The sequence below is a fragment of the Streptomyces angustmyceticus genome, from assembly GCF_019933235.1.
In the GTDB taxonomy this organism is placed as follows: Bacteria; Actinomycetota; Actinomycetes; order Streptomycetales; family Streptomycetaceae; genus Streptomyces; species Streptomyces angustmyceticus.
Genome location: NZ_CP082945.1, coordinates 2,613,349 through 2,634,548 on the forward strand (window position 1 = coordinate 2,613,349; position 21,200 = coordinate 2,634,548).

General features: G+C 71.5%; 15 protein-coding genes, 1 tRNA gene and 1 pseudogene. 4 read left to right on the top strand and 13 right to left on the bottom strand.

What is annotated here, in order from left to right; all coding sequences use genetic code 11:
- Positions 1-29: 29 nt before the first annotated feature.
- The 11 genes from prmC to K7396_RS11780 form a co-directional block, all read right to left on the bottom strand.
- Positions 30-875, bottom strand: coding sequence for a peptide chain release factor N(5)-glutamine methyltransferase (gene prmC, locus K7396_RS11730; protein WP_042148741.1), 846 nt, complete (start codon positions 873-875; stop codon positions 30-32).
- A 121-nt stretch (positions 876-996) separates the two neighbouring features.
- A complete protein-coding gene (gene prfA, locus K7396_RS11735; protein ID WP_086716402.1) occupies positions 997-2,076 on the bottom strand; it encodes a peptide chain release factor 1 in 1,080 nt (359 codons plus the stop codon).
- A 169-nt stretch (positions 2,077-2,245) separates the two neighbouring features.
- Positions 2,246-2,470 (bottom strand): 50S ribosomal protein L31, encoded by a 225-nt coding sequence (gene rpmE, locus K7396_RS11740; protein ID WP_086716401.1) that lies wholly within the window; start codon positions 2,468-2,470, stop codon positions 2,246-2,248.
- 175 nt (positions 2,471-2,645) lie between these two features.
- On the bottom strand, positions 2,646-3,770 hold the full coding sequence (locus K7396_RS11745; protein ID WP_086716400.1) for an LCP family protein: 1,125 nt from the start codon (positions 3,768-3,770) through the stop codon (positions 2,646-2,648).
- 402 nt (positions 3,771-4,172) lie between these two features.
- Positions 4,173-6,215 carry a transcription termination factor Rho gene (rho, locus tag K7396_RS11750; RefSeq protein ID WP_086716399.1) on the bottom strand — a complete coding sequence of 681 codons (2,043 nt, stop codon included), beginning with the start codon at positions 6,213-6,215 and terminating at the stop codon, positions 4,173-4,175.
- 372 nt (positions 6,216-6,587) lie between these two features.
- Positions 6,588-7,505, bottom strand: a complete 918-nt coding sequence (thrB, locus tag K7396_RS11755; RefSeq protein ID WP_086716398.1) for a homoserine kinase — start codon at positions 7,503-7,505, stop codon at positions 6,588-6,590.
- A gap of 362 nt (positions 7,506-7,867) precedes the next feature.
- A complete protein-coding gene (gene thrC, locus K7396_RS11760) occupies positions 7,868-8,944 on the bottom strand; it encodes a threonine synthase (RefSeq protein ID WP_086716397.1) in 1,077 nt (358 codons plus the stop codon).
- An 8-nt stretch (positions 8,945-8,952) separates the two neighbouring features.
- Positions 8,953-10,245, bottom strand: a complete 1,293-nt coding sequence (locus K7396_RS11765) for a homoserine dehydrogenase (RefSeq protein WP_086716396.1) — start codon at positions 10,243-10,245, stop codon at positions 8,953-8,955.
- A gap of 137 nt (positions 10,246-10,382) precedes the next feature.
- Positions 10,383-11,774 (bottom strand): diaminopimelate decarboxylase, encoded by a 1,392-nt coding sequence (gene lysA, locus K7396_RS11770; protein ID WP_086716395.1) that lies wholly within the window; start codon positions 11,772-11,774, stop codon positions 10,383-10,385.
- Between the two features lie 25 nt (positions 11,775-11,799).
- The gene (gene nrtL / locus K7396_RS11775) at positions 11,800-12,906 is read right to left on the bottom strand and encodes an ArgS-related anticodon-binding protein NrtL (protein WP_152104584.1); all 1,107 of its coding nucleotides are present in this window, start codon (positions 12,904-12,906) and stop codon (positions 11,800-11,802) included.
- Positions 12,907-13,094: 188 nt separating this feature from the next.
- Entirely contained in the window at positions 13,095-13,604 is a 510-nt protein-coding gene (locus tag K7396_RS11780; RefSeq protein WP_152104583.1) for a response regulator, read from the bottom strand.
- Between the two features lie 233 nt (positions 13,605-13,837).
- On the opposite strand from K7396_RS11780, the gene K7396_RS11785 reads away from it, so the two are divergent.
- Positions 13,838-13,909, top strand: a tRNA-Arg gene (locus K7396_RS11785).
- A gap of 560 nt (positions 13,910-14,469) precedes the next feature.
- On the opposite strand, the gene K7396_RS11790 is transcribed toward K7396_RS11785, so the two are convergent.
- Positions 14,470-15,756 (bottom strand): cytochrome P450, encoded by a 1,287-nt coding sequence (locus K7396_RS11790; protein ID WP_086721764.1) that lies wholly within the window; start codon positions 15,754-15,756, stop codon positions 14,470-14,472.
- A gap of 915 nt (positions 15,757-16,671) precedes the next feature.
- Between K7396_RS11790 and K7396_RS11795 the strand changes: the two genes are divergently transcribed.
- On the top strand, positions 16,672-17,034 hold the full coding sequence (locus tag K7396_RS11795) for a hypothetical protein (protein ID WP_086721763.1): 363 nt from the start codon (positions 16,672-16,674) through the stop codon (positions 17,032-17,034).
- A 107-nt stretch (positions 17,035-17,141) separates the two neighbouring features.
- Here K7396_RS11795 and K7396_RS11800 read toward each other — a convergent pair whose 3' ends face one another.
- Entirely contained in the window at positions 17,142-17,606 is a 465-nt protein-coding gene (locus K7396_RS11800) for a DUF6624 domain-containing protein (RefSeq protein ID WP_086721765.1), read from the bottom strand.
- A 386-nt stretch (positions 17,607-17,992) separates the two neighbouring features.
- On the opposite strand from K7396_RS11800, the pseudogene K7396_RS11805 reads away from it, so the two are divergent.
- Positions 17,993-19,354: pseudogene (locus K7396_RS11805) on the top strand (FtsW/RodA/SpoVE family cell cycle protein); the annotation flags it as partial.
- Positions 19,355-19,725: 371 nt separating this feature from the next.
- The gene (locus K7396_RS11810; protein ID WP_086720498.1) at positions 19,726-21,180 is read left to right on the top strand and encodes a penicillin-binding transpeptidase domain-containing protein; all 1,455 of its coding nucleotides are present in this window, start codon (positions 19,726-19,728) and stop codon (positions 21,178-21,180) included.
- The last annotated feature ends 20 nt before the right edge of the window (positions 21,181-21,200 follow it).

Consider the following 21,200-nt stretch of genomic DNA (forward strand, 5'->3'; position numbering starts at 1 on the left):
GGCTGCATCAGGCGCCGAAGCGGAACGCGTCATGGCGTCGCCCGGCGCGCGGTGGCGAAACGGGGCCTGTTGTTGAGGTCCGGGTGGTCGGCCGCGTCGGCCCAGCCCCGCTCCTCGGTGAAGATCCACGGCACCTGCCCGCCCTGGGTGTCGGCATGCTCGATGACGACCACGCCGCCGGGGCGCAGCAGACGGTGTGCGGTCCGCTCGATGCCCCGGATGGTGTCCAGGCCGTCCTGGCCCGAGAACAGCGCGAGCTCGGGGTCGTGGTCGCGTGCCTCGGGTGCGACGTACTCCCACTCGGTCAGCGGGATGTACGGCGGGTTGGAGACGACCAGGTCGACCTGCCCGTCCAGTTCGGGAAGCGCGGTCAGCGCGTCGCCGTGATGGAGAACGACGCGGGACCCCTCGACGTTCTTGCGGGCGTAGTCAAGGGCTTCTTCGGACAGTTCGACGGCGTGCACCCGCGAGCGGGGCACCTCCTGGGCCAGGGCGAGTGCGATCGCCCCCGAGCCGGTGCACAGGTCCACGATCAGCGGTTCCACGACGTCCATGGCCCGTACCGCGTCTATCGCCCAGCCGACGACCGACTCGGTCTCCGGGCGGGGCACGAACACGCCCGGCCCGACGGCGAGTTCGAGGTAACGGAAGAACGCGCGTCCGGTGATGTGCTGGAGCGGTTCGCGGGCCTCGCGGCGGGCGACGGCCTCCCAGTAGCGGGCGTCGAAGTCCGCGTCCTTGACATGGTGCAGCTCACCCCGCTTGACGCCGTGCACGAACGCGGCGAGTTCCTCGGCGTCGAAGCGCGGCGAGGGCACACCGGCGTCGGCCAGCCGCTGGGTGGCCTGGGCCACCTCGGCGAGCAGAAGGTTCACGGGGCCTTCCTCCTAGTGCGCTGCGTCTTCATTGTGCGGGTCCGCCGTCGTCCGGCCGGGCTGCCGGGGGCCGTCCCCCGGGGTGAGGTTTCCCGGCCGGTGGGGGCCGGGTCGTGCGGTCCTACTGGGCGGCGGCGAGCTTGGCGGCCGAGTCGGCGTCGACACACGCCTGGATGACCGGGTCGAGTTCGCCGTCGAGCACCTGGTCCAAGTTGTACGCCTTGAAGCCGACCCGGTGGTCCGAGATGCGGTTTTCCGGGAAGTTGTACGTACGGATGCGCTCGGAACGGTCAACCGTGCGGACCTGGCTGCGCCGGGCGTCCGACGCCTCCCGCTCGGCCTCTTCCTGGGCGGCGGCCAGCAGCCGGGAGCGCAGGATGCGCATGGCCTGCTCCTTGTTCTGGAGCTGGCTCTTCTCGTTCTGGCAGGAGACGACGATGCCGGTGGGCAGGTGGGTGATGCGCACCGCGGAGTCGGTGGTGTTGACCGACTGGCCGCCGGGGCCGGAGGAGCGGTAGACGTCGATCCGCAGGTCGTTGGGCCCGATCTCGACCTCGACCTCCTCGGCCTCGGGCGTGACCAGCACACCGGCGGCCGAGGTGTGGATGCGGCCCTGCGACTCGGTGGCGGGCACGCGCTGGACGCGGTGCACCCCGCCCTCGTACTTCAGCCGCGCCCAGACGCCCTGCCCCGGCTCGGTGGCACCGCCGCCGCCCTTGGTCTTCACGGCGACCTGGACGTCCTTGTAGCCGCCGAGGTCGGACTCGTTGGCCTCCAGGATCTCGGTCTTCCAGCCGGCCCGCTCGGCGTAGCGCAGGTACATCCGCAGCAGGTCGCCGGCGAACAGCGCGGACTCCTCGCCGCCCTCGCCGGCCTTGACCTCGAGGATGACGTCCTTGTCGTCGCTGGGGTCGCGCGGGACGAGCAGCAGCCGCAGCTTCTCGGTCAGCTCCTCGCGCCGGGCGTCGAGTTCCTTGACCTCGTCGGCGAAGTCCGGGTCGTCCGCGGCGAGTTCGCGCGCGGTCTCGATGTCCTCGCCGGTCTGCTTCCAGTCGCGGTAGGTCGCGATGATCGGGGTCAGCTCGGCGTAGCGCTTGTTGAGCCGCATGGCCTCGCGCTGGTCGGCGTGGACCGCGGGGTCGGCCAGCCGCTTCTCGAGATCGGCGTGCTCGCCGATCAGTTCCTCGACCGCCTCGAACATCGTGGGTTCCTCTACTGGCTGCTGTGGTGACCCGGGTACCGGGGCTGGCACGTCTGCGGCTGCGCCGCGGTGCCCCGGCCCCCGTACGGGAGCCAAGGGCCAGGACGACAAAACGCCGGTCCGGTCACCCCTGGGCAGGGGCGACCGGAGACCGGCGCCTTGCGGGTCGCTACTTCTTGGCGGCTGCAGCGCCCTTGCCGAAGCGGGCCTCGAAGCGGGCCACGCGGCCGCCCGTGTCCATGATCTTCTGCTTGCCCGTGTAGAACGGGTGGCACTCGGAGCAGATGTCGGCGCGGATGGTGCCGCCGGCGACCGTGCTGCGGGTGGTGAAGGACGCGCCACAGGTGCAGCTGACCTGGGTCTCGACGTACTCCGGGTGGATGTCGCGCTTCAAGGGATTCTCCTAGGTTCGGGAGTGCACCGGGTCGTGCTGCGGGTTGCGTCACGTGAACCGGGGCCGACGGTCCAGTCTGCCAGGACTAGCCGTATCTCCCAAAACCGGGGTACGGCCGCACGTATTCCCCGGCCGCTTCCGGAGCCGCCGGACCCCGCGGCCGGGTGCCGTCCGGCTACTTCACGTACTTGTCCGTGCCGCCCTGGTCACCGGCCGAGCCCTTGGTCGCGGACTTGGGGATGTCCTGGTCCTGCCGGAGCGCGTCCCAGACCTGCCGGCTCTTCTTGACCAGCGGCACCACGCGGTCCGGGTTGGCCGGGTCGTACGTCACCGGCATCGTCACCATGTCGATGTTGTCCGACCCGATGTTGCCCAGGCTCTTGGCCAGGCCGGTCAGCTCGCTGACGGAGTTGAGGTCGGTGTCGGTGGTGATGGCCTTGGTGGCCGTGTCGGCGATGTCGTAGAGCTTGGTGGGGTTGGTGAGCACCCCGACGTTCTTGACCTGGTTCATCAGGGCCTTGATGAACGTCTGCTGCAGCTGGATGCGGCCCAGGTCGCTGCCGTCGCCGCCGGGCACGCCGTGCCGGGTCCGTACGAGGCCGAGCGACTGCTCGCCGTTGAGGGTGTGCTTGCCGGGCTGCAGGTGCAGATGACTGTGGTCGTCGTCGATCGCCTTGCGGGTGGTGATGTCCACCCCGCCCAGCGCGTCGATGAGCTTCTTGAAGCCGGTGAAGTCGACCTCGATGAAGTGGTCCATGCGGACCCCGCTGATCGACTCGACGGTCTTGACCGCGCAGGCCGGCCCGCCGACCTCGAACGCCGTGTTGAACATCGTCCGCTGCGCGCCGGGCACGTCCTTGCCGTCCTTGACGCAGTCGGGGCGCTTGATCATGGTGTCCCGCGGGACGCTGACCACGCTGGCCTTCTTGTGGCCCTTGTAGACGTGCACGATCATCGCGGTGTCGGAGCGCGCGCCGCCCTCGTCCTTGCCGTACTCCCCGTTCTTGCCGGCGCGGGAGTCGGAGCCCATCACGAGGATGTCCATCGAGCCGTCGTCGACGTTCTTCGGCCGGTCGTGCCCGAGGGCGGCGTTGATGTCGACGCCCTTCAGATTGCCGTTGAGCTTGAAGTAGACGTAGCCGAGCCCCGCCCCGCCCAGCAGCGTGACGCTGGTCAGCGTGCACAGGGTGATCGTCAGCGCTCGGCGGCGCCGGGTCGGGCCCTTGCGCCGGCGGCCCGTGGCACGTATGCCGCGGGCACGGCTTTCGGCCGTCTTCGCGGTCCCGTTGCTGTCCGCCATCTGCTCCTCAGTCCTCATTCGCTCGGCTGCCCCTCGCCGCCGCCGTGCGGTGCCCCTGCACGGCTCGTTGCTCCTTGTCAGACGGGAGGTCGACGGGAAGGGTTGCACAGCGAGTCATGAGCGCTTTCTTAGAAACGCGCGGCGGCCCGCCCGGGCGGGCCGGGACCTTCGTCCCCGTCACCTGGGCTTTCGACCCTTTTCCCGGCATGGCTGGAACCATGCGGCTTGCACGGATCTGTGCGGAAGGTCTCAGGCCGGGCAGGTGTGACTGCCCGCGAAGGCGATCAGGTCTGCACGGAGGTGTTCCCTGCGCCCCCTTGCCGGCCGGACAGCGCACAGCCCCCCTCGCCCGCAGGGGGCGAGGGGGGCTGTGCGATGCGGCGCCGGACGCGCCCGAGGGCGTCAGTCGTTGCCGTTGCCCGCGGTCGGCGTCGTCTTCTGGATCTGCAGCAGGAACTCCGCGTTGGACTTCGTCTGCTTCATCTTGTCCAGCAGCAGCTCGATGGCCTGCTGCTGGTCCAGGGCGTGCAGCACCCGGCGCAGCTTCCAGACGACGGCCAGCTCGTCGCTGCCCATGAGGATCTCTTCCTTACGGGTGCTGGACGCGTCCACGTCCACCGCCGGGAAGATCCGCTTGTCCGAGAGCTTGCGGTCGAGCTTGAGCTCCAGGTTGCCGGTGCCCTTGAACTCCTCGAAGATCACCTCGTCCATCCGCGAGCCGGTCTCGACCAGCGCGGTGGCCAGGATGGTCAGCGAGCCGCCGTCCTCGATGTTGCGCGCGGCGCCGAAGAACCGCTTCGGCGGGTAGAGCGCGGTCGAGTCGACACCACCGGACAGGATGCGGCCCGAGGCCGGGGCGGCGAGGTTGTACGCACGGCCCAGACGGGTGATGGAGTCCAGCAGGACGACCACGTCGTGACCCAGCTCGACCAGGCGCTTGGCGCGCTCGATGGCCAGCTCGGCGACGGTGGTGTGGTCCTCGGCCGGGCGGTCGAAGGTCGAGGAGATGACCTCGCCCTTCACCGACCGCTGCATGTCGGTGACCTCTTCCGGACGCTCGTCGACGAGGACGACCATCAGGTGGCACTCGGGGTTGTTGCGGGTGATCGAGTTGGCGATCGCCTGCATGATCATGGTCTTGCCGGTCTTCGGCGGGGCCACGATCAGACCGCGCTGGCCCTTGCCGATCGGCGTGACCAGGTCGATGATCCGGGTCGTCAGGCCGCCCGACTCCCCCTCCAGGCGCAGGCGCTCCTGCGGGTAAAGGGGCGTCAGCTTCCCGAACTCCGGCCGTCCGCGGCCCTGTTCGGGCGCCACGCTGTTGACCGTGTCGAGGCGGACCAGCGCGTTGAACTTCTCGCGGCGCTCGCCGTCCTTGGGCTGGCGCACCGCACCGGTGACGTGGTCGCCCTTGCGCAGGCCGTTCTTGCGGACCTGGGCGAGGGAGACGTACACGTCGTTCGGACCGGGCAGGTAGCCGGAGGTCCGGATGAACGCGTAGTTGTCGAGGATGTCGAGGATGCCCGCGACGGGGATCAGGACGTCGTCCTCGGACACCTGCGGCTCGTTGCCGAAGTCCTCGCGGCCCCCGCGGCGGCCCCGGCGGTCGCGGTAGCGGCCGCGACGGCCCCGGCGGCCGCCCTCGAAGTCGTCGTCGTCATCGTTGCGGCGGTCGCGCTGGCGCTGGCCGCCCTGACCGCCCTGGCCGCCGCCGTCACCGGCGTCGCCCTTGCGGCCGCGGTCGCCGCGGTCGCGCTGGCGCTGGCCGCGCTCGCCGCGGTCGCCCTTCTGGCCGCGGTCCTGGCGGTCGCCGCGCTCCTGGCGCTCGCCCTTGCCCTGACGGCCCTCGCCGGACTCCTGCGGCGCCGCCGCGGTGTCGGTCCTGGCGTCCGTCCGGGTCTCGGTCCTGGCCTCGACCTTGGTGTCGGTCTTGAGGTCGCCCGGGGCGCCCTCGGGGCTGCCCGCGGCGGCGGTGGCGCGGCGCCGGCGGCGCTCGCCGGCCGGCTGCTCGTCGCTGACCGGCTGGCCGGGGATGTCGATCTGCTGCTGGCCGCCGGACTTGTCCGCGGCCTTCTCGCCCTTGTCGGACTTGGCGGCCTTGCCGGCCGCCTGCTCCGCGCCGTCGTCGCCGGTACGGGCCTTGGAGGTGGTACGGCGCTTCGGCTTGGTCTCGGCGTCGGCGGACGCCTCGGCCTTGGCCGCCGAGCCCGAGCCGCCGGCCTGCTTCTCCTTGATGACCTCGATCAGCTGGCTCTTGCGCATCCGCGCGGTGCCCTTGATACCGAGGCCGGAGGCGACCTGCTGCAGCTCTGCCAGGACCATGCCGTCAAGGCCGGTGCCGGAACGGCGGCGCCGCGTGGTAGCAGGAGCGGCGGGAGCGTCCGTGGCGGGCGCGGTGGCACTGCCATCGGTGCGCGCGCCCATCAGATCGGTGGTGTCGCTCACGAAGGGTCCTTCCCTGGAGCGGGCGTCGGCCTGTCTGGCTCGGCGACCGGTTGTGCTGTCCGGCTGGGTCCTTGGTCTCGTGGACCGGGCCGGGGCGGTGGTCCCGCCGGAAGTGGCGGAGAGAATCAGTTCATGGCTCCGGCGTGAAGAGATGCAGACTGGCCATGTCGTCACGCCGATTCCGGAGCGTGCTCACGTCTGCTCAGGCCGTGGCTCCAAGCAGTTTGGGAGGCTCCCGGAAGAAAGTGGTCCCTATGGGGGACACGAAGCACCGCGCCGCTCAGGCGTCGAGTACTGACTTGAGGTTAACACTACCGGGTCCAACAAACATTCCCCCTCTCCAAGACCGGCAATCGTCGATCACCCGCGTGATCACCCGGCGAGCGGCAGGACGCACGCGCCCGCCGCGTCGAGGGTCAGCCGGTTGGCCGCCCACCCCTCTCCCGCCAGCGCGGCGACCTTCTCGGCCGCCGCGTCCTCGACCAGCGCGAGCACCGTCGGGCCCGCACCGGACACGACTGCGGGGACGCCGTCCGCGCGCAGTCGGTTCACCAGGGCCACGCTCTCCGGCATCGCGGGAGCACGGTATTCCTGGTGGAGTCGGTCCTCGGTCGCGGCGAGCAGCAGCTCGGGGCGCCTGGTCAGGGCCTCGACGAGCAGTGCGGCGCGGCCGGCGTTGGCCGCGGCGTCCACATGGGGGACGGTACGCGGCAGCAGTCCACGGGCGGTCTCGGTCAGCACCGGCTTTCCGGGCACGAAGACCACCGGAACGATGGAATCGGCGGGATCCATCCGGATCGCGCGGGCGGTGCCGGTGTCCATCCAGGCGAGCGTGAAACCGCCCAGCAGACAGGCGGCGACGTTGTCGGGGTGACCCTCGATCTCGGTGGCCAGCTCCAGCAGCGCGGTGTCGTCGAGCTTCTGCTCGCCGCCTATCGTCACCGCGCGGGCGGCGACGATGCCGGCGCAGATGGCGGCGGAGGAGGACCCCAGGCCGCGGCCGTGCGGAATGCGGTTGGCGCAGACGATTTCCAGCCCGCGCGGCTGTCCGCCGAGCAGCTCGAAGGCGGTGCGCATCGACCGGACGAGCAGGTGGGACTCGTCGCGCGGCAGGGAGTCGGCGCCCTCACCTGCGATGTCGATGTGCAGGCCGGAGTCGGCGACGCGCACCACGACATCGTCGTACAGGCCCAGGGAAAGACCCAGGGCATCGAAGCCGGGACCGAGATTGGCGCTGGTAGCGGGGGTGCGCACCCGGACGGCGGCGGCGCGGAACGCGGGACCGGCCATCGCTCGATGACTCTCCTTGATTGATGCTGCGGTACTGCCCCACCGAGCGCCGCGGCACCGAGGTGCCCGGCCGGCTCGTGGGGTCTGTTCTGACCTGCCCTGAACGCCACTGCGTTATGCCGTGGGGAGGGGAGTTGCTGCCAGCCTATCGAAGGAAGGTTCTGTCGCGACATAGGGCGCACAGGAGGCGCACGATGCGTGTCGCGCGCCTTCCTGCGCCCCGACGCTGCCTTCCCCGGACTTTGCAGCCTTTGCACACTTTGCTGCCCGGGGCAAAGGGACGTCCGCCGCCCCTTTGCCGGGTGCCGTACGCGCAGGTTCCGCCCGTACGGCGGCGCCCCTCGGAGGGGGCGCCGGGCCGTCTAGACGAGGCCGAGGCGCTCGGCCGCGGCGTCCGCGTCGATCGGGACCGTGATCGGCTGCGGCGCTCCGGCCACCGCCCAGTCCGGGTCCTTGAGGCCGTTGCCGGTCACCGTGCAGACGATGCGCTGGCCGGGGTCGACCTTGCCCTCCTCGGCGGCCTTGAGCAGACCGGCGACGGACGCGGCCGAGGCGGGCTCCACGAAGACGCCCTCCTGTGCGGCCAACAGGCGGTAGGCGGACAGGATTTGACGGTCGGTCACGGAGTCGATGAAACCGCCGGACTCGTCCCGCGCCCGCTCCGCGTACGACCACGAGGCGGGGTTGCCGATGCGGATGGCGGTGGCGATGGTCTGCGGGTCCTTGACGACCTCGCCGCGCACGAGCGGCGCGCTGCCGGCGGCCTGGAAACCCCACATGCGCGGGGTGTGCGAGGCGATGCCGTCCGCCGCGTACTCCTGGTAGCCCCGCCAGTACGCCGTGATGTTGCCGGCGTTGCCGACGGGCAGCACATGGACGTCGGGGGCGTCGCCGAGCATGTCGACGATCTCGAAGGCCGCGGTCTTCTGACCCTCGATGCGCACCGGGTTGACGGAGTTCACAAGTGCGACGGGGTAGTTGTCGGACAGGCGCCGGGCCAGCGTCAGACAGTCGTCGAAATTCCCGTCGACCTGGAGGATCTTCGCGCCGTGTACCAGGGCCTGGCCCATCTTGCCGAGCGCGATCTTGCCCTGCGGGACGAGCACCGCGCAGACCATCCCGGCCCGCACCGCGTAGGCGGCGGCCGAGGCGGAGGTGTTGCCGGTGGAGGCGCAGATGACCGCCTTGGCGCCCTCCTCCTTGGCGCGGGTGATGGCCATCGTCATGCCCCGGTCCTTGAAGGAACCGGTGGGGTTGGCGCCCTCGACCTTGAGGTGCACCTCGCAGCCGGTGCGCTCGGAGAGCACCTGGGCCGGTACGAGAGGGGTGCCGCCCTCCCGGAGGGTGACGACCTCGGTCGTGTCACCGACCGGCAGCCGGTCACGGTATTCCTCGATGATTCCGCGCCACTGACGGCTAGCGGTGGAATTGGCAGACATGGGTTCCTTTACTCCCCTTCGACCCGCATGATGCTGGCGACACCGCGCACGGTGTCCAGCTCGCGCAGTGCCCCGACGGTCGACGACAGGGCCGCGTCCGCCGCTCGGTGGGTGACGATGACGAGGGATGCCTCGCCGTCCTTGCCCTGCTGACGGACCGTATCGATCGATACGCCGTGATCGGCGAAGATGTTCGCGACCTGCGCGAGCACGCCGGGCTTGTCGGCCACATCAAGGCTGATGTGGTAGCGCGTGACGACCGCGCCCATGGGGCTGACGGGCAGCCGTGTGTAGGCGGACTCCCCCGGGCCGGTGGCACCGGAGAGCTTGTTGCGGCAGACCGCGACGAGGTCGCCGAGGACCGCGGAGGCGGTCGGCGAGCCGCCCGCGCCCGGCCCGTAGAACATCAGCTGGCCGGCCGCCTCCGCCTCGACGAAGACCGCGTTGTACGCCTCGCGGACGGAGGCGAGCGGATGCGTCAGCGGAATCATCGCGGGGTGCACCCGCGCGGTCACCGACGCGCCGTCCGCGGCCCGCTCGCAGATGGCCAGCAGCTTGACCGTGCACCCCATCCGCTTGGCGGAGGCGATGTCGGCCGCGGTGACCTCGGTGAGGCCCTCCCGGTGCACGTCGTCGATGGTGACGCGGGTGTGGAAGGCGATACCGGCCAGGATCGCGGCCTTGGCGGCGGCGTCGAAGCCCTCGACGTCGGCGGTCGGGTCGGCCTCGGCGTAGCCGAGCGCGGTCGCCTCGTCCAGCGCCTCGCTGTAGCCGGCTCCCGTGGAGTCCATCTTGTCGAGGATGAAGTTGGTGGTGCCGTTGACGATGCCGAGCACCCGGTTGACCTTGTCGCCGGCCAGGGACTCGCGCAGCGGCCGTACCAGCGGGATCGCGCCCGCGACGGCGGCCTCGTAGTAGAGGTCGGCGCCATTGGTCTCGGCCGCCGCGTGCAGCGCCGCGCCGTCCGCGGCGACCAGCGCCTTGTTGGCGGAGACCACGCTCGCGCCGTGCTCGAAGGCGGTGGTGATCAGGGTGCGGGCCGGCTCGATACCGCCGATGACCTCGATCACGACGTCGATGTCGCCCCGTTTGACCAGCGCGGTCGCGTCGGTGGTGACCAGCTCGGCCGGGACGCCCTCGCGCACCTTGTCGGGGCGGCGGACGGCGATCCCGGCGAGCTCCACGGGCGCACCGATGCGGGCGGCGAGGTCGTCGGCGTGCGTCGTCATGATGCGCGTCACCTCTGAGCCGACAACACCACAGCCCAGGAGCGCCACCTTCAGCGGACGCGTACGCATCATTCGACCTCTGCTTCTCATCGATCAGCGGATTCCAGCTTGCTCATGCACAAGTCTCACGCACCGGACGGCACTTTCCGCGCATCGTCCGGATGCCGAGACATTTATTTCATCCGGGTCCGGGCCCCGGCGATCCGGGCCTACCCGACATCCAGTCGCAGGAGATCTTCCTCCGTCTCACGCCGGACGATCACCCTGGCCGCACCGTCCTTCACCGCCACGACGGGCGGCCGCAGCGAGTGGTTGTAGTTGCTGGCCATGGAGCGGCAGTACGCGCCGGTGGCCGGCACCGCGAGCAGGTCCCCGGGCGCCACGTCGGCCGGCAGGAAGGCGTCGCGCACGACGATGTCGCCGCTCTCACAGTGCTTGCCGACCACGCGCGAGAGCATCGGCGCGGCGTCGGAGGTGCGCGACACCAGGGCGACGCTGTACTCCGCGTCGTAGAGCGCCGTACGGATGTTGTCCGACATCCCGCCGTCCACGGAGACGTACGTCCGCAGGCCCTCCAGCTCCTTGACCGTGCCGACCTCGTACAGCGTGAAGGCGGTGGGCCCCACGATCGCGCGCCCCGGCTCGACCGACAGCCGCGGCACGCTCAGCCCCGCCGCCGCGCACTCCTTGCGCACGATGTCGCCCAGCGCCCGCGCGATCTCGTGCGGCTCCCGGGGGTCGTCGTCGGAGGTGTACGCGATGCCGAGCCCGCCGCCCAGGTCGATCTCGGGCAGCTCGATGCCGTGCTCGTCGCGCACCTCGGTCAGCAGCTGCACCACGCGGCGGGCCGAGACCTCGAATCCCGCCATGTCGAAGATCTGCGACCCGATGTGGCTGTGGATCCCGATGAGTTCCAGCCCGTCCAGCTTCAGCGCACGGCGCACCGCCTCGGCGGCCAGGCCGTCGGCCAGCGCGATGCCGAACTTCTGGTCCTCGTGCGCGGTCGCGATGAACTCGTGGGTGTGCGCCTCGACACCGACCGTGACCCGGATCTGCACCCGCTGGCGCTTGCCCAGGCGCTCCGCGACATGCGCGACCCGCACGATCTCCTGGAACGAGTCGAGCACGATCCGGCCGACCCCCGCCTCCACGGCCCGGGTGATCTCCTCGGTGCTCTTGTTGTTGCCGTGCAGCGCGATCCGCTCGGCGGGCATGCCCGCCGCGAGCGCCGTGGCCAGCTCGCCGGCGGAGCAGACGTCGAGGTTGAGCCCCTCCTCGGTCAGCCACCGCACGATGGCCCGGGACAAGAACGCCTTCCCGGCGTAGAACACGTCGGCCTCCGGGCCGAAGGCGTCCTTCCAGGCCCGGCAGCGGGACCGGAAGTCCTCCTCGTCGAGGAAGTACGCCGGGGTGCCGAACTCCTCGGCGAGCGCGGTGACGTCGAGCCCGCCGACGGTGACCTGGCCGTCGGCGTTACGGGAGACCGTGCGGGACCAGACCTGCGGGTCGAGGCTGTTGAGGTCGGCGGGCGGTCCGGCGTAGTGCCCCTCGGGCAACACGTCGGCGTGCCGGGGCCCTGCGGGGTGCGCGGAGCGACTCATGACTGGGAGATCCCCTCAAAATCGTTCAGAGGTGTTCGGGAGCGGAGATGCCGAGCAGGCGCAGGCCGTTGGCGAGCACCGTCCCGGCGGCCTCGGCAAGGGCCAGCCGGGCACGGTGCACGGCCAAGGGTTTCTGCTCCCCGACGGGCAGCGGCGGGCAGACGTCGTGCCACCGGAAGAACGCCTCCGCGGTCGTTTCCAGATGCCGCACCGCACGGTCCGGCGCCCGCAGCCGCGCGGCGGCTTCGATGACGGAGGGGTAGGTGGCGAGCAGAGTCCTGAGGGCCTGCAGGGCCTGGGGACCCGGGAGGGACGAAGAATCGGTTGCGCCGCGCACCGGGGCCTGCTCCGGCGCGGGATCCGCGGAGGACGAGCCTCCGGCGACCGCCGTCGACGACGGCCACACGTCCCCCGGCTCGCTCACCAGCCCAAGATCCCCCGCGTTCCGCAGCAGCGCCCGCACCCTCGCGTGGGCGTACTGCACCTGGAACCGCGGATTGCTCTCCCGCTGCACGGGCCGCTCGGGCACCCGTACCTGATCATGCGCGGCGGGCCGCAGGAGCACCCAGCGCGCTTCGTCGGAACCGAGGCGGGCGGTGAGGGTGGCGAGGTCGTACGGAGCGGGCACGAGAGCGGGGTGCCCGCCGGCCTCCCGCCCCGAGATCCCGGCGACCGCGTCGATCCGCGCCAGCACCTCGGCGACCACGGCCTCCCGGGCCCCGAGCGCCACGGGCCCGTTCGCCGCCGGCCCGGCCACCGCGTCCGCGGCGCCGGGACTCCGCCCGGCGCTCGACGCGCCGTACTCCTCGCCGCGCGCCAGCACCTCCCGTATGAGCGCGACCAGCGCGCCGTCCCCGAGGGTGAAGTTCAGAAAACCCGGCCCGGCGATCTCGACCCGGGCGATTCCGGCGCTCCCGGCCAGCCGCTTCCGCAGGATCTCGGCGACCTCCCGGGCGGGCCGCCCCGCCGGCCCCGCGAGCTGCAGCGCGACATTGGAGGCGTAGTCCCCGCACCCGGGCCGCGGAGGCGGCCCGACGACGATCCGCGCCGGCACGGGCACGGAGAGCTCCTGCTCCTCCACCGCACCACGCACGGAGCGCAGGACGGTACGGGAGAGCTCAGCGGGGGTCACAGGACAAGCGTATGGGAGACCGGGGGTACCCATGCGACCCGGTTTCGCCCTGTGGACACTCGACCCGCCGGCGGACACCCCGCCCGCGGACACCTCGCACGGGGAACCGGGCCGACCGCGGCGTCCGCTCGACCCCGGTCCCGGCATACGTCTCACGACAAGCCCGGCCGGATCCGTCCCCTGCCTGCCTACTCCCCGCCCGCGTCCACCACGCCGACCCCGCCGGACGTCGCGACCCCACCACCGGACGAGGCGCCACGCCCCGCCACTCCCCCGTCGCTCTCCCCGTCCTCGTCCTCGGCCCCGCCCCCGGGCCCACGTTCCCGCTGGCGCCGCTCGCGCACCAGCATCCCCACGGTCCGCACCAGTTCCGCCGGCTCGAACGGCTTCGCCAGAAACGCGTCCACCCCGACGGACTCGCCGTTGTCCACCTCGGCCTGCGTACACGCACTGACGATGGCGATCGGGATGTCCCACGTCCGTGGATCGGAACGCAACCGCGCCGCCGTGTGCAGACCGTTGAGCCGCGGCATCACGACATCAAGGGTCACGACATCAGGTCTCACGTGGTGCACGACATCCAGACATTCGGCACCATCAGCCGCGGTCACGACCTCGAAGCCCTCCAGCTCGAGATTGACCCTGATCAACTGCCGGATCACCTTGTTGTCGTCGACGACAAGGATCCGACCGGACAAGCCAGGCACACCATGAGACTAGGACGCCGCCCGAGACTGCGTCCCGGTTTTCCCCACTTCCGCCCCCGTGCGAGGGACCTTTCCCCGACCGCCATCGCCGCTCCGCCACGATGCGCTACAAGCTCCCGCCCCGCTTTCCCGGCACCTCCCCCGCCGCCCGCGAAACCTGTTCATGAACACCCCATCAGAGCTGGTAGTGTTCTACCCGTCGCCGCGAGAACACAGGCGGCAACGCCCCCGTAGCTCAGGGGATAGAGCAACGGCCTCCGGAGCCGTGTGCGCAGGTTCGAATCCTGCCGGGGGCACTCGCCGAAGCACTTACCTCACGGGGTGGGTGACCGGAGCGGATGCCTGCAGAAGAGAGCGGGACCCAGTCTTGACGGGTCTCGCTCTTTTTCTCGTTCTTCTCTCGTTATTTCCCTTGGCCCGAACGCCGTCAGTCGACGAGGCGTGTGCGGGCGAAATGCTGACGCCGGCGGCGGTGAGGAAGACGACGGCGTGCTGCGTGATCAGAGGTGACCCGGCGCTTTCCGGCCCGGGCCTGCCGGCTCCCTGCGCCTCACCGCCGTTGCGAGGCTGACCGCCCGCGCTCATTTTTCTCCGTTTCCTCGGATTCGGCCCCAGTGGAGCGCGCCCGGCGCAGCGACCGGAGCCGGGCTCCGGTGGCATCCACGGCCCAGAACGACCAGCCGTTCCGGTGGGGGCGACCTCCGGGTGGTACGCCTGCAGGACCGCGGCCGCGGTGCCGCTCGGCGACTTGTAGCGGCCCTGGGGGTGCGCGTGGGCGGGCCGGGCAGCAGAAGACCGGGCACCCGGCCCATTGGCCGCGTGCCCGGTCAGAGGGGGCGTGGAGCTGGGGTGGTGGTCAGCCGTTGAGGTGGACCGGCAATGACTCGATTCCGTAGACGATGGAGAGCTTGCGGAATTCGAGGTCCTCGGGATTGGCGGCGAGGCGCATGTTCGGGAAGCGGCGCACCAAGGCGGGGTAGGCGGCGCGGAGTTCCATGCGGGCCAGTTCGGCGCCCACGCAGCGGTGGATTCCGTAGCCGAAGGCCAGGTGGGAGGGGACGTTGCGGGTGGGGTCGAACTGTTCCATTTCCGGGCCCAGTTTGCCGTCCCGGTCCGCACCGCTCAGGGAGCACAGCACCACATCTCCGGAGGCGATCTGGACGCCTCCGATTTCCAGGTCCTCGCGGGCGAAGCGCGGGAAAGCGACCTGCACGACGGTCAGATAGCGGAGGAGTTCCTCGACATAGCGGTCCACGACGTCATCGCCGTCGTGGAGGGCCGCGAAGTGCTTGGGGTCCTGCAGGAGGACCAGGGCGCCGAGGGCCAGCATGCTGGCGGTGGTCTCGAAACCGCCGGTGAGGACGCCGTCGGCGAGGCCCGCCAGCTCTTCGTCGCTGACCGAGTCGCCGTGTTCCTTGACGATCATGCCGAGCAGTCCGTCGCCCGGGTTTTCGCGCTGCTTCTTGACGATGTCCCGGAAGTAGGAAAGGGATTCGGATATGGCACCGAAGGAGGCATTGGCGCCGCTGAAAAGGTCGAAGCGGGCGGCGCTGAGGCGTTCGAAGTCGGCGCGGTCCTCATAGGGGACGCCGAGGAGTTCGCAAATGACGAGGGAAGGGATGGGGAGGGCGAAGGAGTGGACGATATCGACCGGGTCGCCGTTCTTTCCCGCCTTTTCCATGGCGTCGAGGCGCTCTTCGACGATCTCGTGGATGCGCGGGGTGAGCCGGCCGAGGCGACGCATGGTGAATTCGGGCGTCAGAAGACGGCGGAGGCGGGTGTGCACCGGCGGGTCGGCGAATCCGAGTCCGCCGGGATTCTGTTCGGCACCGGCGCCGGCCTTGCCGACGAGGTTGGTGAAGTCCGAACTGAAGGAATTCGCCTTTCCCAGTACCGCCTTGACCTCGTCGTAGCCGGTGACCAGCCAGACGTTGGCGGCTATCGGTACGGGAAGCTTGCTGATGGGCTCCCGCTCCCGGACGGCGGCCAGCTCGTCCACAGGGTCGAGCCCTTCGCGCCGCAAGGGCATCAGGACGGACTCGGGCAAGAAAGACATTCGAGACAGGTCGAAGCCCTTCTTCTGTGTTCTCGCCAGATACAAACGGCCGGCCCAGGCGATGATCCGGGAACGGAGAGTCGTCATGACGCTAATACTGCCTTTCGTCGAGGGGGACGGTCACGCGCGCTCCGCGGCCCACGGTGGCCCGGACGGCGCGGCACCTCCACTCGGCGTGCACGGGTGTGACGTACGCCATAGCCCCTCGCTTGCGGTGGTCATGGCGCAGGTCCATGCCGGCGACCGATGTCTTCGGTCGTCCGCATCGGCGTGACGAGCTCGGCCTCGGCCCTCTTCTTCTATTCGGTCTGGACGAGTTTACAAAGTGCCATTGGGCGCGTTCACGGAACAACCCGGAACGCCCCTGAGCGACCCCTGAGGCGCCCCTGATTCTCCCCTTGAGTGCGCCCGTGCTGTGCACCGACCAGGAAGACCGAAGTTTCCCGTCGGGCGTTCCCCGTGTTGCGGAAGTGTGCGGAAGTGGCCGAGTTGCGCGGCGGCTTGGGCGAACGGGCGCCAATGAGGCTTTGACGGGGGTGCGTTGAGGGGCATCGGGGGCCGTCGAGGGACATCGGCGAGCCTCGGCGGGCGTCGGTAGGCGCCACCGGCATGCCGATGTGGCGCCGAGAGGGCGGCGACGGGGGGCCGGGCAGAGGTGGAGGGAAGGGCGGCGGCCGGGCATCGGCACGCCCCGGCTTCGTCACCTGTCGTGACGAGTTGCGGACTCTCCGGGGTCTCTCTAGCGTGAGAGGGGAGCGAAGCAGGCGGCAGGCCCGGCGCGGTGCGAGAGAGCGGCGCGGCAGAGGGAAGCCGCACAGAGGGCGGCCACACTCGCTGCCGGAAGGGCGCGGCGGACAGCGCCCGTACCGACGGGGCGCCGGCACCGCACCCCTACCGTCAAGGGCGCAGGCCCGGACCGTCCGTCCGGTGACGCCCGGCGGCTTCGCTCACCTCACCCCGCAGGGAATCCCCTGGGACTCTCCCCTTCGCAGGAGGAAGCGCATGTTTCCGCAGTCGAAGTCCGGCAAGTTCGGCTTGCTCGCTCTGTGTGCTCTTTCCGGTGTGCTGGCCGGGGTGTTCGCGGCCGGCCCCGCCATGGCGACCGACGGCAGCGAGGGCGACAACCTGGCCGCGTACGAGGCCCGTGTGGTCGCCGAGGACGGGCTGGTGCTGCGCATCGGCCCGAGCACGCACTACCGCGTGGTCGGTTCGAAGGAGTACGGGTCCGTGGTGGGGATCGTCTGCCGGGTCAAGGCGGAGCGCATCGAGGGGAACCCCGTCTGGTACAAGCTCTCCGACGCGTCGTACGTCTGGTCCTCTCGGCGGGACATCGTGCGCGACGGGGAAGAGCCCCGCTGGTGTTGAGGCCGGCGGGCGCCCCGTAGGGCGGATCAGGGCCGGGCCCCCGCCCGCGCGGGGGCCCGGCCCTGATCCGGAGCCCGTCCCGGGCCGGGCCTCGTCCCGGACCGGCCTCAGGTCGTGGCGAACCTGGCGACGTACGTGTCGAAGGGCTCGATGCCGGCCTCGGCCCGCAGGGCGTCCATGCGCCCGGGGTCCTCGCAGGGCCACGGGACGGGCGAGCCCTCCTCGACCCCGGCGATCTGGGTGCCGTAGATCTGCTCGCGGCCCTCGTTCACCAGGGTCCGGTCGCGCAGGAAGGCCAGCTCGCGCGGGCTTGCCGCGCCCGCCGCCACCGCCTGTTCCAGGAGCCGGAGCGCACGCCGCTGTACGTCGAGCTGCCGGTCGGCGTGCTGGGCGATCAGCCAGGCGCCGCGGGCGGCCTCGTCGCCGACCAGCTCCGCCGTGGGCCAGCCGTGCGCGTCCATGATCTGGTCGAGCCGGTCGCCGTGGCGGGCGGTGAGGCGGCGCCAGGCCAGTTGTTCCGCGAAGTCCGCGCTGTTCGCGGTGGGTGCGGCCGCGTGGTCCTCCTCGGCCATGCGGATGAGTTCCGCGGCCAATGCCGCTGTGTCGTTGTCGTTCGTCACGCTTGCCCCCTGGGTCGTTCGTGGTCCGCCTGCGTCGGTTCCGGCCCACCACGCTAGGTGCTCTTCGCGGCGTGAAGATCCTTCCGGAGGAGGGTGACGGGGAGGGGTGAGCCGGGAGAGGATGGATCTACGCCGGGACACGTCGGGCAGCGCGCCGCCGCGCCACGTGCCACGTGCCGCCCGAGGCCGAGGGGCGGGCACGCCGCGAACGCGTGGTGTCCTCCCGGGGCGTACATGCCGGGCCGGGTCGTACGTGCCGGGCGGACGGGCCCCGAACGTCGTATCCGACATAACGGAAATACCGGCCGCTGCTTGCTACGTTGCCAGGCATGACGGCAATGGCAAGGGCGGCGGCCGCCGCGCGCCCGGCGGACTCTCCCCCACCCTCGCCGTCACTGCCCCGGCGGCGCGGTGTCGAACTGGCCCTCCTCGTAGGCGCCGTCGTCATCAGCGTCTGCGGCTATGTCGTCGTGGGGCTGGCCAGGTGGCATGCGCTGCCGGGCGGGGCGCTCCGCTACGGTGCCGGGCTCGGCGCCCTCGCACTGCTCGCGCACCTCGCCGTGCGCTTCCGCGCCCCGTACGCCGATCCGCTGCTGCTGCCCACCGCCGTGCTGCTCAACGGGATCGGGCTGGTGCTGATCTTCCGGCTCGACCAGGAGACGCCCGGCGACCATGCCGCGCCCACCCAGCTGCTGTGGTCGACCGTCGGGGTCGCGCTGTTCACCGCGGTGGTGGTGCTGCTGCCCGACCACCGCATGCTGCAGCGGTACGCCTATGTCTGTGCGGCGCTCGCGCTGCTGCTGATGGCGGCGCCGATTCTCTTCCCCGCCGTCAACGGCGCGAAGATCTGGATCCGGTTCGCCGGATTCTCCATTCAGCCGGGCGAGTTCGCCAAGGTGCTGATCACGGTGTTCTTCGCGGGGTACCTCGCGGCCAACCGCGGCGCGCTGGCGCACACCGGGCGCCGGATGGGGCGGCTGCGGCTGCCGACCGGCCGGGTGCTCGGGCCGATCGTCACGATCTGGCTGGTCAGCGTCGCCGTGCTGGTGCTGGAACGCGACCTGGGCACCTCGCTGCTGTTCTTCGGGATCTTCGTCGTCCTGTTGTACGTGGCCACCGGGCGCACCGGCTGGATCGCGATCGGGCTCGTCCTGGCGGGCATCGGGGCGGCCGCCGTCGGCACGCTGGAGCCGCATGTGCACAGCCGGGTCGAGGACTGGCAGCACCCGTTCGCCGGGATCGCGGCGGGCAAGGGGCCGGGGCAGCTCGCCCAGTCGCTGTTCGCGTTCGCCGCCGGCGGGATGTTCGGAACCGGTCTGGGCCAGGGCCACTCGTCTCTGATCGGCTTCGCCATGAAGTCCGACTTCATCCTGGCGACGTACGGCGAGGAGCTGGGGCTGGCCGGGCTGACGGCGCTGTTCCTGCTGTACGCGCTGCTGGTGGCGGGGGGTTACCGCGCCGCGGTCGCCGTGCGGGACCCGTTCGGCAGCCTGCTGGCCGTGGGGCTCGCGGCGCTGCCCGCCATCCAGGTCTTCGTGATCGCGGGCGGGGTGATGGGGCTGATCCCGCTGACCGGGATGGCGATGCCGTTCCTCGCGCAGGGCGGGTCGTCCGTCGTCACGAACTGGATCATCGTCGCGCTGCTGCTGCGGATCAGCAACGGGGCGCGGATGCCGCGTACGGAGGGGGCGGGTGAGGGCGGGCGGCGGGCGGGTACGGCGGGGAGGGCCGACGGGCGCCCCGCGGCGGACGAGGCCCGGAGCGGCAGAGCGCAGACGGCGGGGAGCGGGGCCGCGCCCGGTGGCAGGAGCAGCGCGGCGAACCTCCCCGGCCGGGGCGCGGGGCTCGGGGCCGGGAGCTGGGTGACCGGGTTCCTGAAGCCGGCCGTGCCCCGGACGCCGGAGGCGGAGCGCGGGCCCGGGGAGCAGGGCCGGCCCCGGGAGCGGAGCGGGACCCGTAAGGAGCAGGATCGGTCCCGGGGGCGGAGCGCGGCGCCCCGGACCCCCGGCGGGCAGTCGGCCGGGCCGCCGCCGGCTCCCGCCGATGACGCGCCCTCCCCGGAGGCCGGACGTTGATCCGCTGTATCCGGCTGACCGCCGCCTTCTCCTTCCTCCTGCTCGTGGCGCTGCTGGTCAACGCCGGGCGGGTGCAGGTCTACGAGGCGGAGAACTACGGCGCGAGCCCGGCCAACCGCCGCGGGCAGATCGTCCGTTACGCCCAGCCGCGCGGTGCCGTCCTCGTCGCCGGCCGGCCGGTCACCGGATCCCGGGACAGCGGGGGGCGGCTGCGCTACGAGCGCACCTACACCGAGGGGCCGCTGTATGCGCCGGTCACCGGCTACGCGTCGCAGACCTACGGGACGTCCCTGCTGGAGCGCGCGGAGGACGGCATCCTCTCCGGCGCCGACGACCGGCTCGCCACCTTCCCGTGGTGGGACCGGCTGACCCGCACCCACCGGCGGGGCGGCAGCGTCCGCACCACCATCAACCCCCGGATGCAGCGCGCCGCGTTCGACGGGCTGGGGGACAAGAAGGGCGCGGTGGCGGCGATCGAGCCGGCGACGGGGCGGGTCCTGGCGCTGGTCAGCACGCCGTCGTACGACCCGGGTGAGCTGTCCGGCAACGACGCCGCGGTCGGCGCGGCCTGGCGCCGGCTGAACGGCGCCGAGCAGCAGCCGATGCTCAACCGGGCGCTGCGCCAGACCTATCCGCCCGGCTCCACGTTCAAGGTCGTCACCGCGGCGGCCGCGCTGGAGAGCGGCCGGGTCACCGACATCGACGCCCCCACCGATTCGCCCGACCCCTACCCCCTGCCCGGCACCGACACCCGGCTCGGCAACGCCGCGGAGGGGTGCGAGGACGCGCCGCTCAAGGACGCCTTCCGGGCCTCGTGCAACACCGTCTTCGCGCGGCTGGGCGCACGGATCGGGCTGGCCGGCCTGGCCGACACGGCCCGGAGGTTCGGCTTCAACGACCGGATGCTGCGCATCCCCTCGCCGGTGGCGCCGAGCAACTTCGACACGCGGATGGACGCCTCGCAGGTCGCGCTCTCCGCCATCGGCCAGTACGACACCGCCGCCACTCCCCTCCAGATGGCGATGGTCGCGGCGGCGGTCGCCAACGGGGGCCAGCTGGCGTCGCCGTCGCTCGTGGACGAGGTGACCGATGCCCGCGGTGTCGTGGTCGCGGGCGGTCCGCGCCGCACCACGCGCCAGGTGACCGGTCCGGTCACCGCCCAGCAGCTCCAGGAGATGATGGTCGATGTCGTCGAGCACGGCAGCGGACGGCCCGCCGCGATCAAGGGCGTCACGGTCGGCGGCAAGACCGGCACCGCGCAGCACGGGGTGCGCAACGAGGGCACGCCGTACGCCTGGTTCATCTCCTGGGCGCGGGCGAAGGACAGTTACGAGCCGGCCGTGGCGGTGGCCGTGGTGGTGGAGGACGCGGCCGCCGACCGGGCGGACATCAGCGGCGGCGGGAACGCGGCCCCGATCGCCCGCGCGGTGATGGCGGCGGCGCTGGGCTGAGCCCTTCGCGGCGGGCCGGG

What these genes read in the sequence shown, in the direction of transcription:
- prfA (WP_086716402.1), bottom strand. Translation starts at nt 2,076, where the DNA reads ATGTTCGAGGCGGTCGAGGAACTGATCGGCGAGCACGCCGATCTCGAG.
- K7396_RS11745 (WP_086716400.1), bottom strand. Translation starts at nt 3,770, where the DNA reads ATGGCGGACAGCAACGGGACCGCGAAGACGGCCGAAAGCCGTGCCCGC.
- thrB (WP_086716398.1), bottom strand. Translation starts at nt 7,505, where the DNA reads ATGGCCGGTCCCGCGTTCCGCGCCGCCGCCGTCCGGGTGCGCACCCCC.
- thrC (WP_086716397.1), bottom strand. Translation starts at nt 8,944, where the DNA reads ATGTCTGCCAATTCCACCGCTAGCCGTCAGTGGCGCGGAATCATCGAG.
- K7396_RS11765 (WP_086716396.1), bottom strand. Translation starts at nt 10,245, where the DNA reads ATGATGCGTACGCGTCCGCTGAAGGTGGCGCTCCTGGGCTGTGGTGTT.
- lysA (WP_086716395.1), bottom strand. Translation starts at nt 11,774, where the DNA reads ATGAGTCGCTCCGCGCACCCCGCAGGGCCCCGGCACGCCGACGTGTTG.
- K7396_RS11790 (WP_086721764.1), bottom strand. Translation starts at nt 15,756, where the DNA reads ATGACGACTCTCCGTTCCCGGATCATCGCCTGGGCCGGCCGTTTGTAT.
- K7396_RS11795 (WP_086721763.1), top strand. Translation starts at nt 16,672, where the DNA reads ATGTTTCCGCAGTCGAAGTCCGGCAAGTTCGGCTTGCTCGCTCTGTGT.
- K7396_RS11800 (WP_086721765.1), bottom strand. Translation starts at nt 17,606, where the DNA reads ATGGCCGAGGAGGACCACGCGGCCGCACCCACCGCGAACAGCGCGGAC.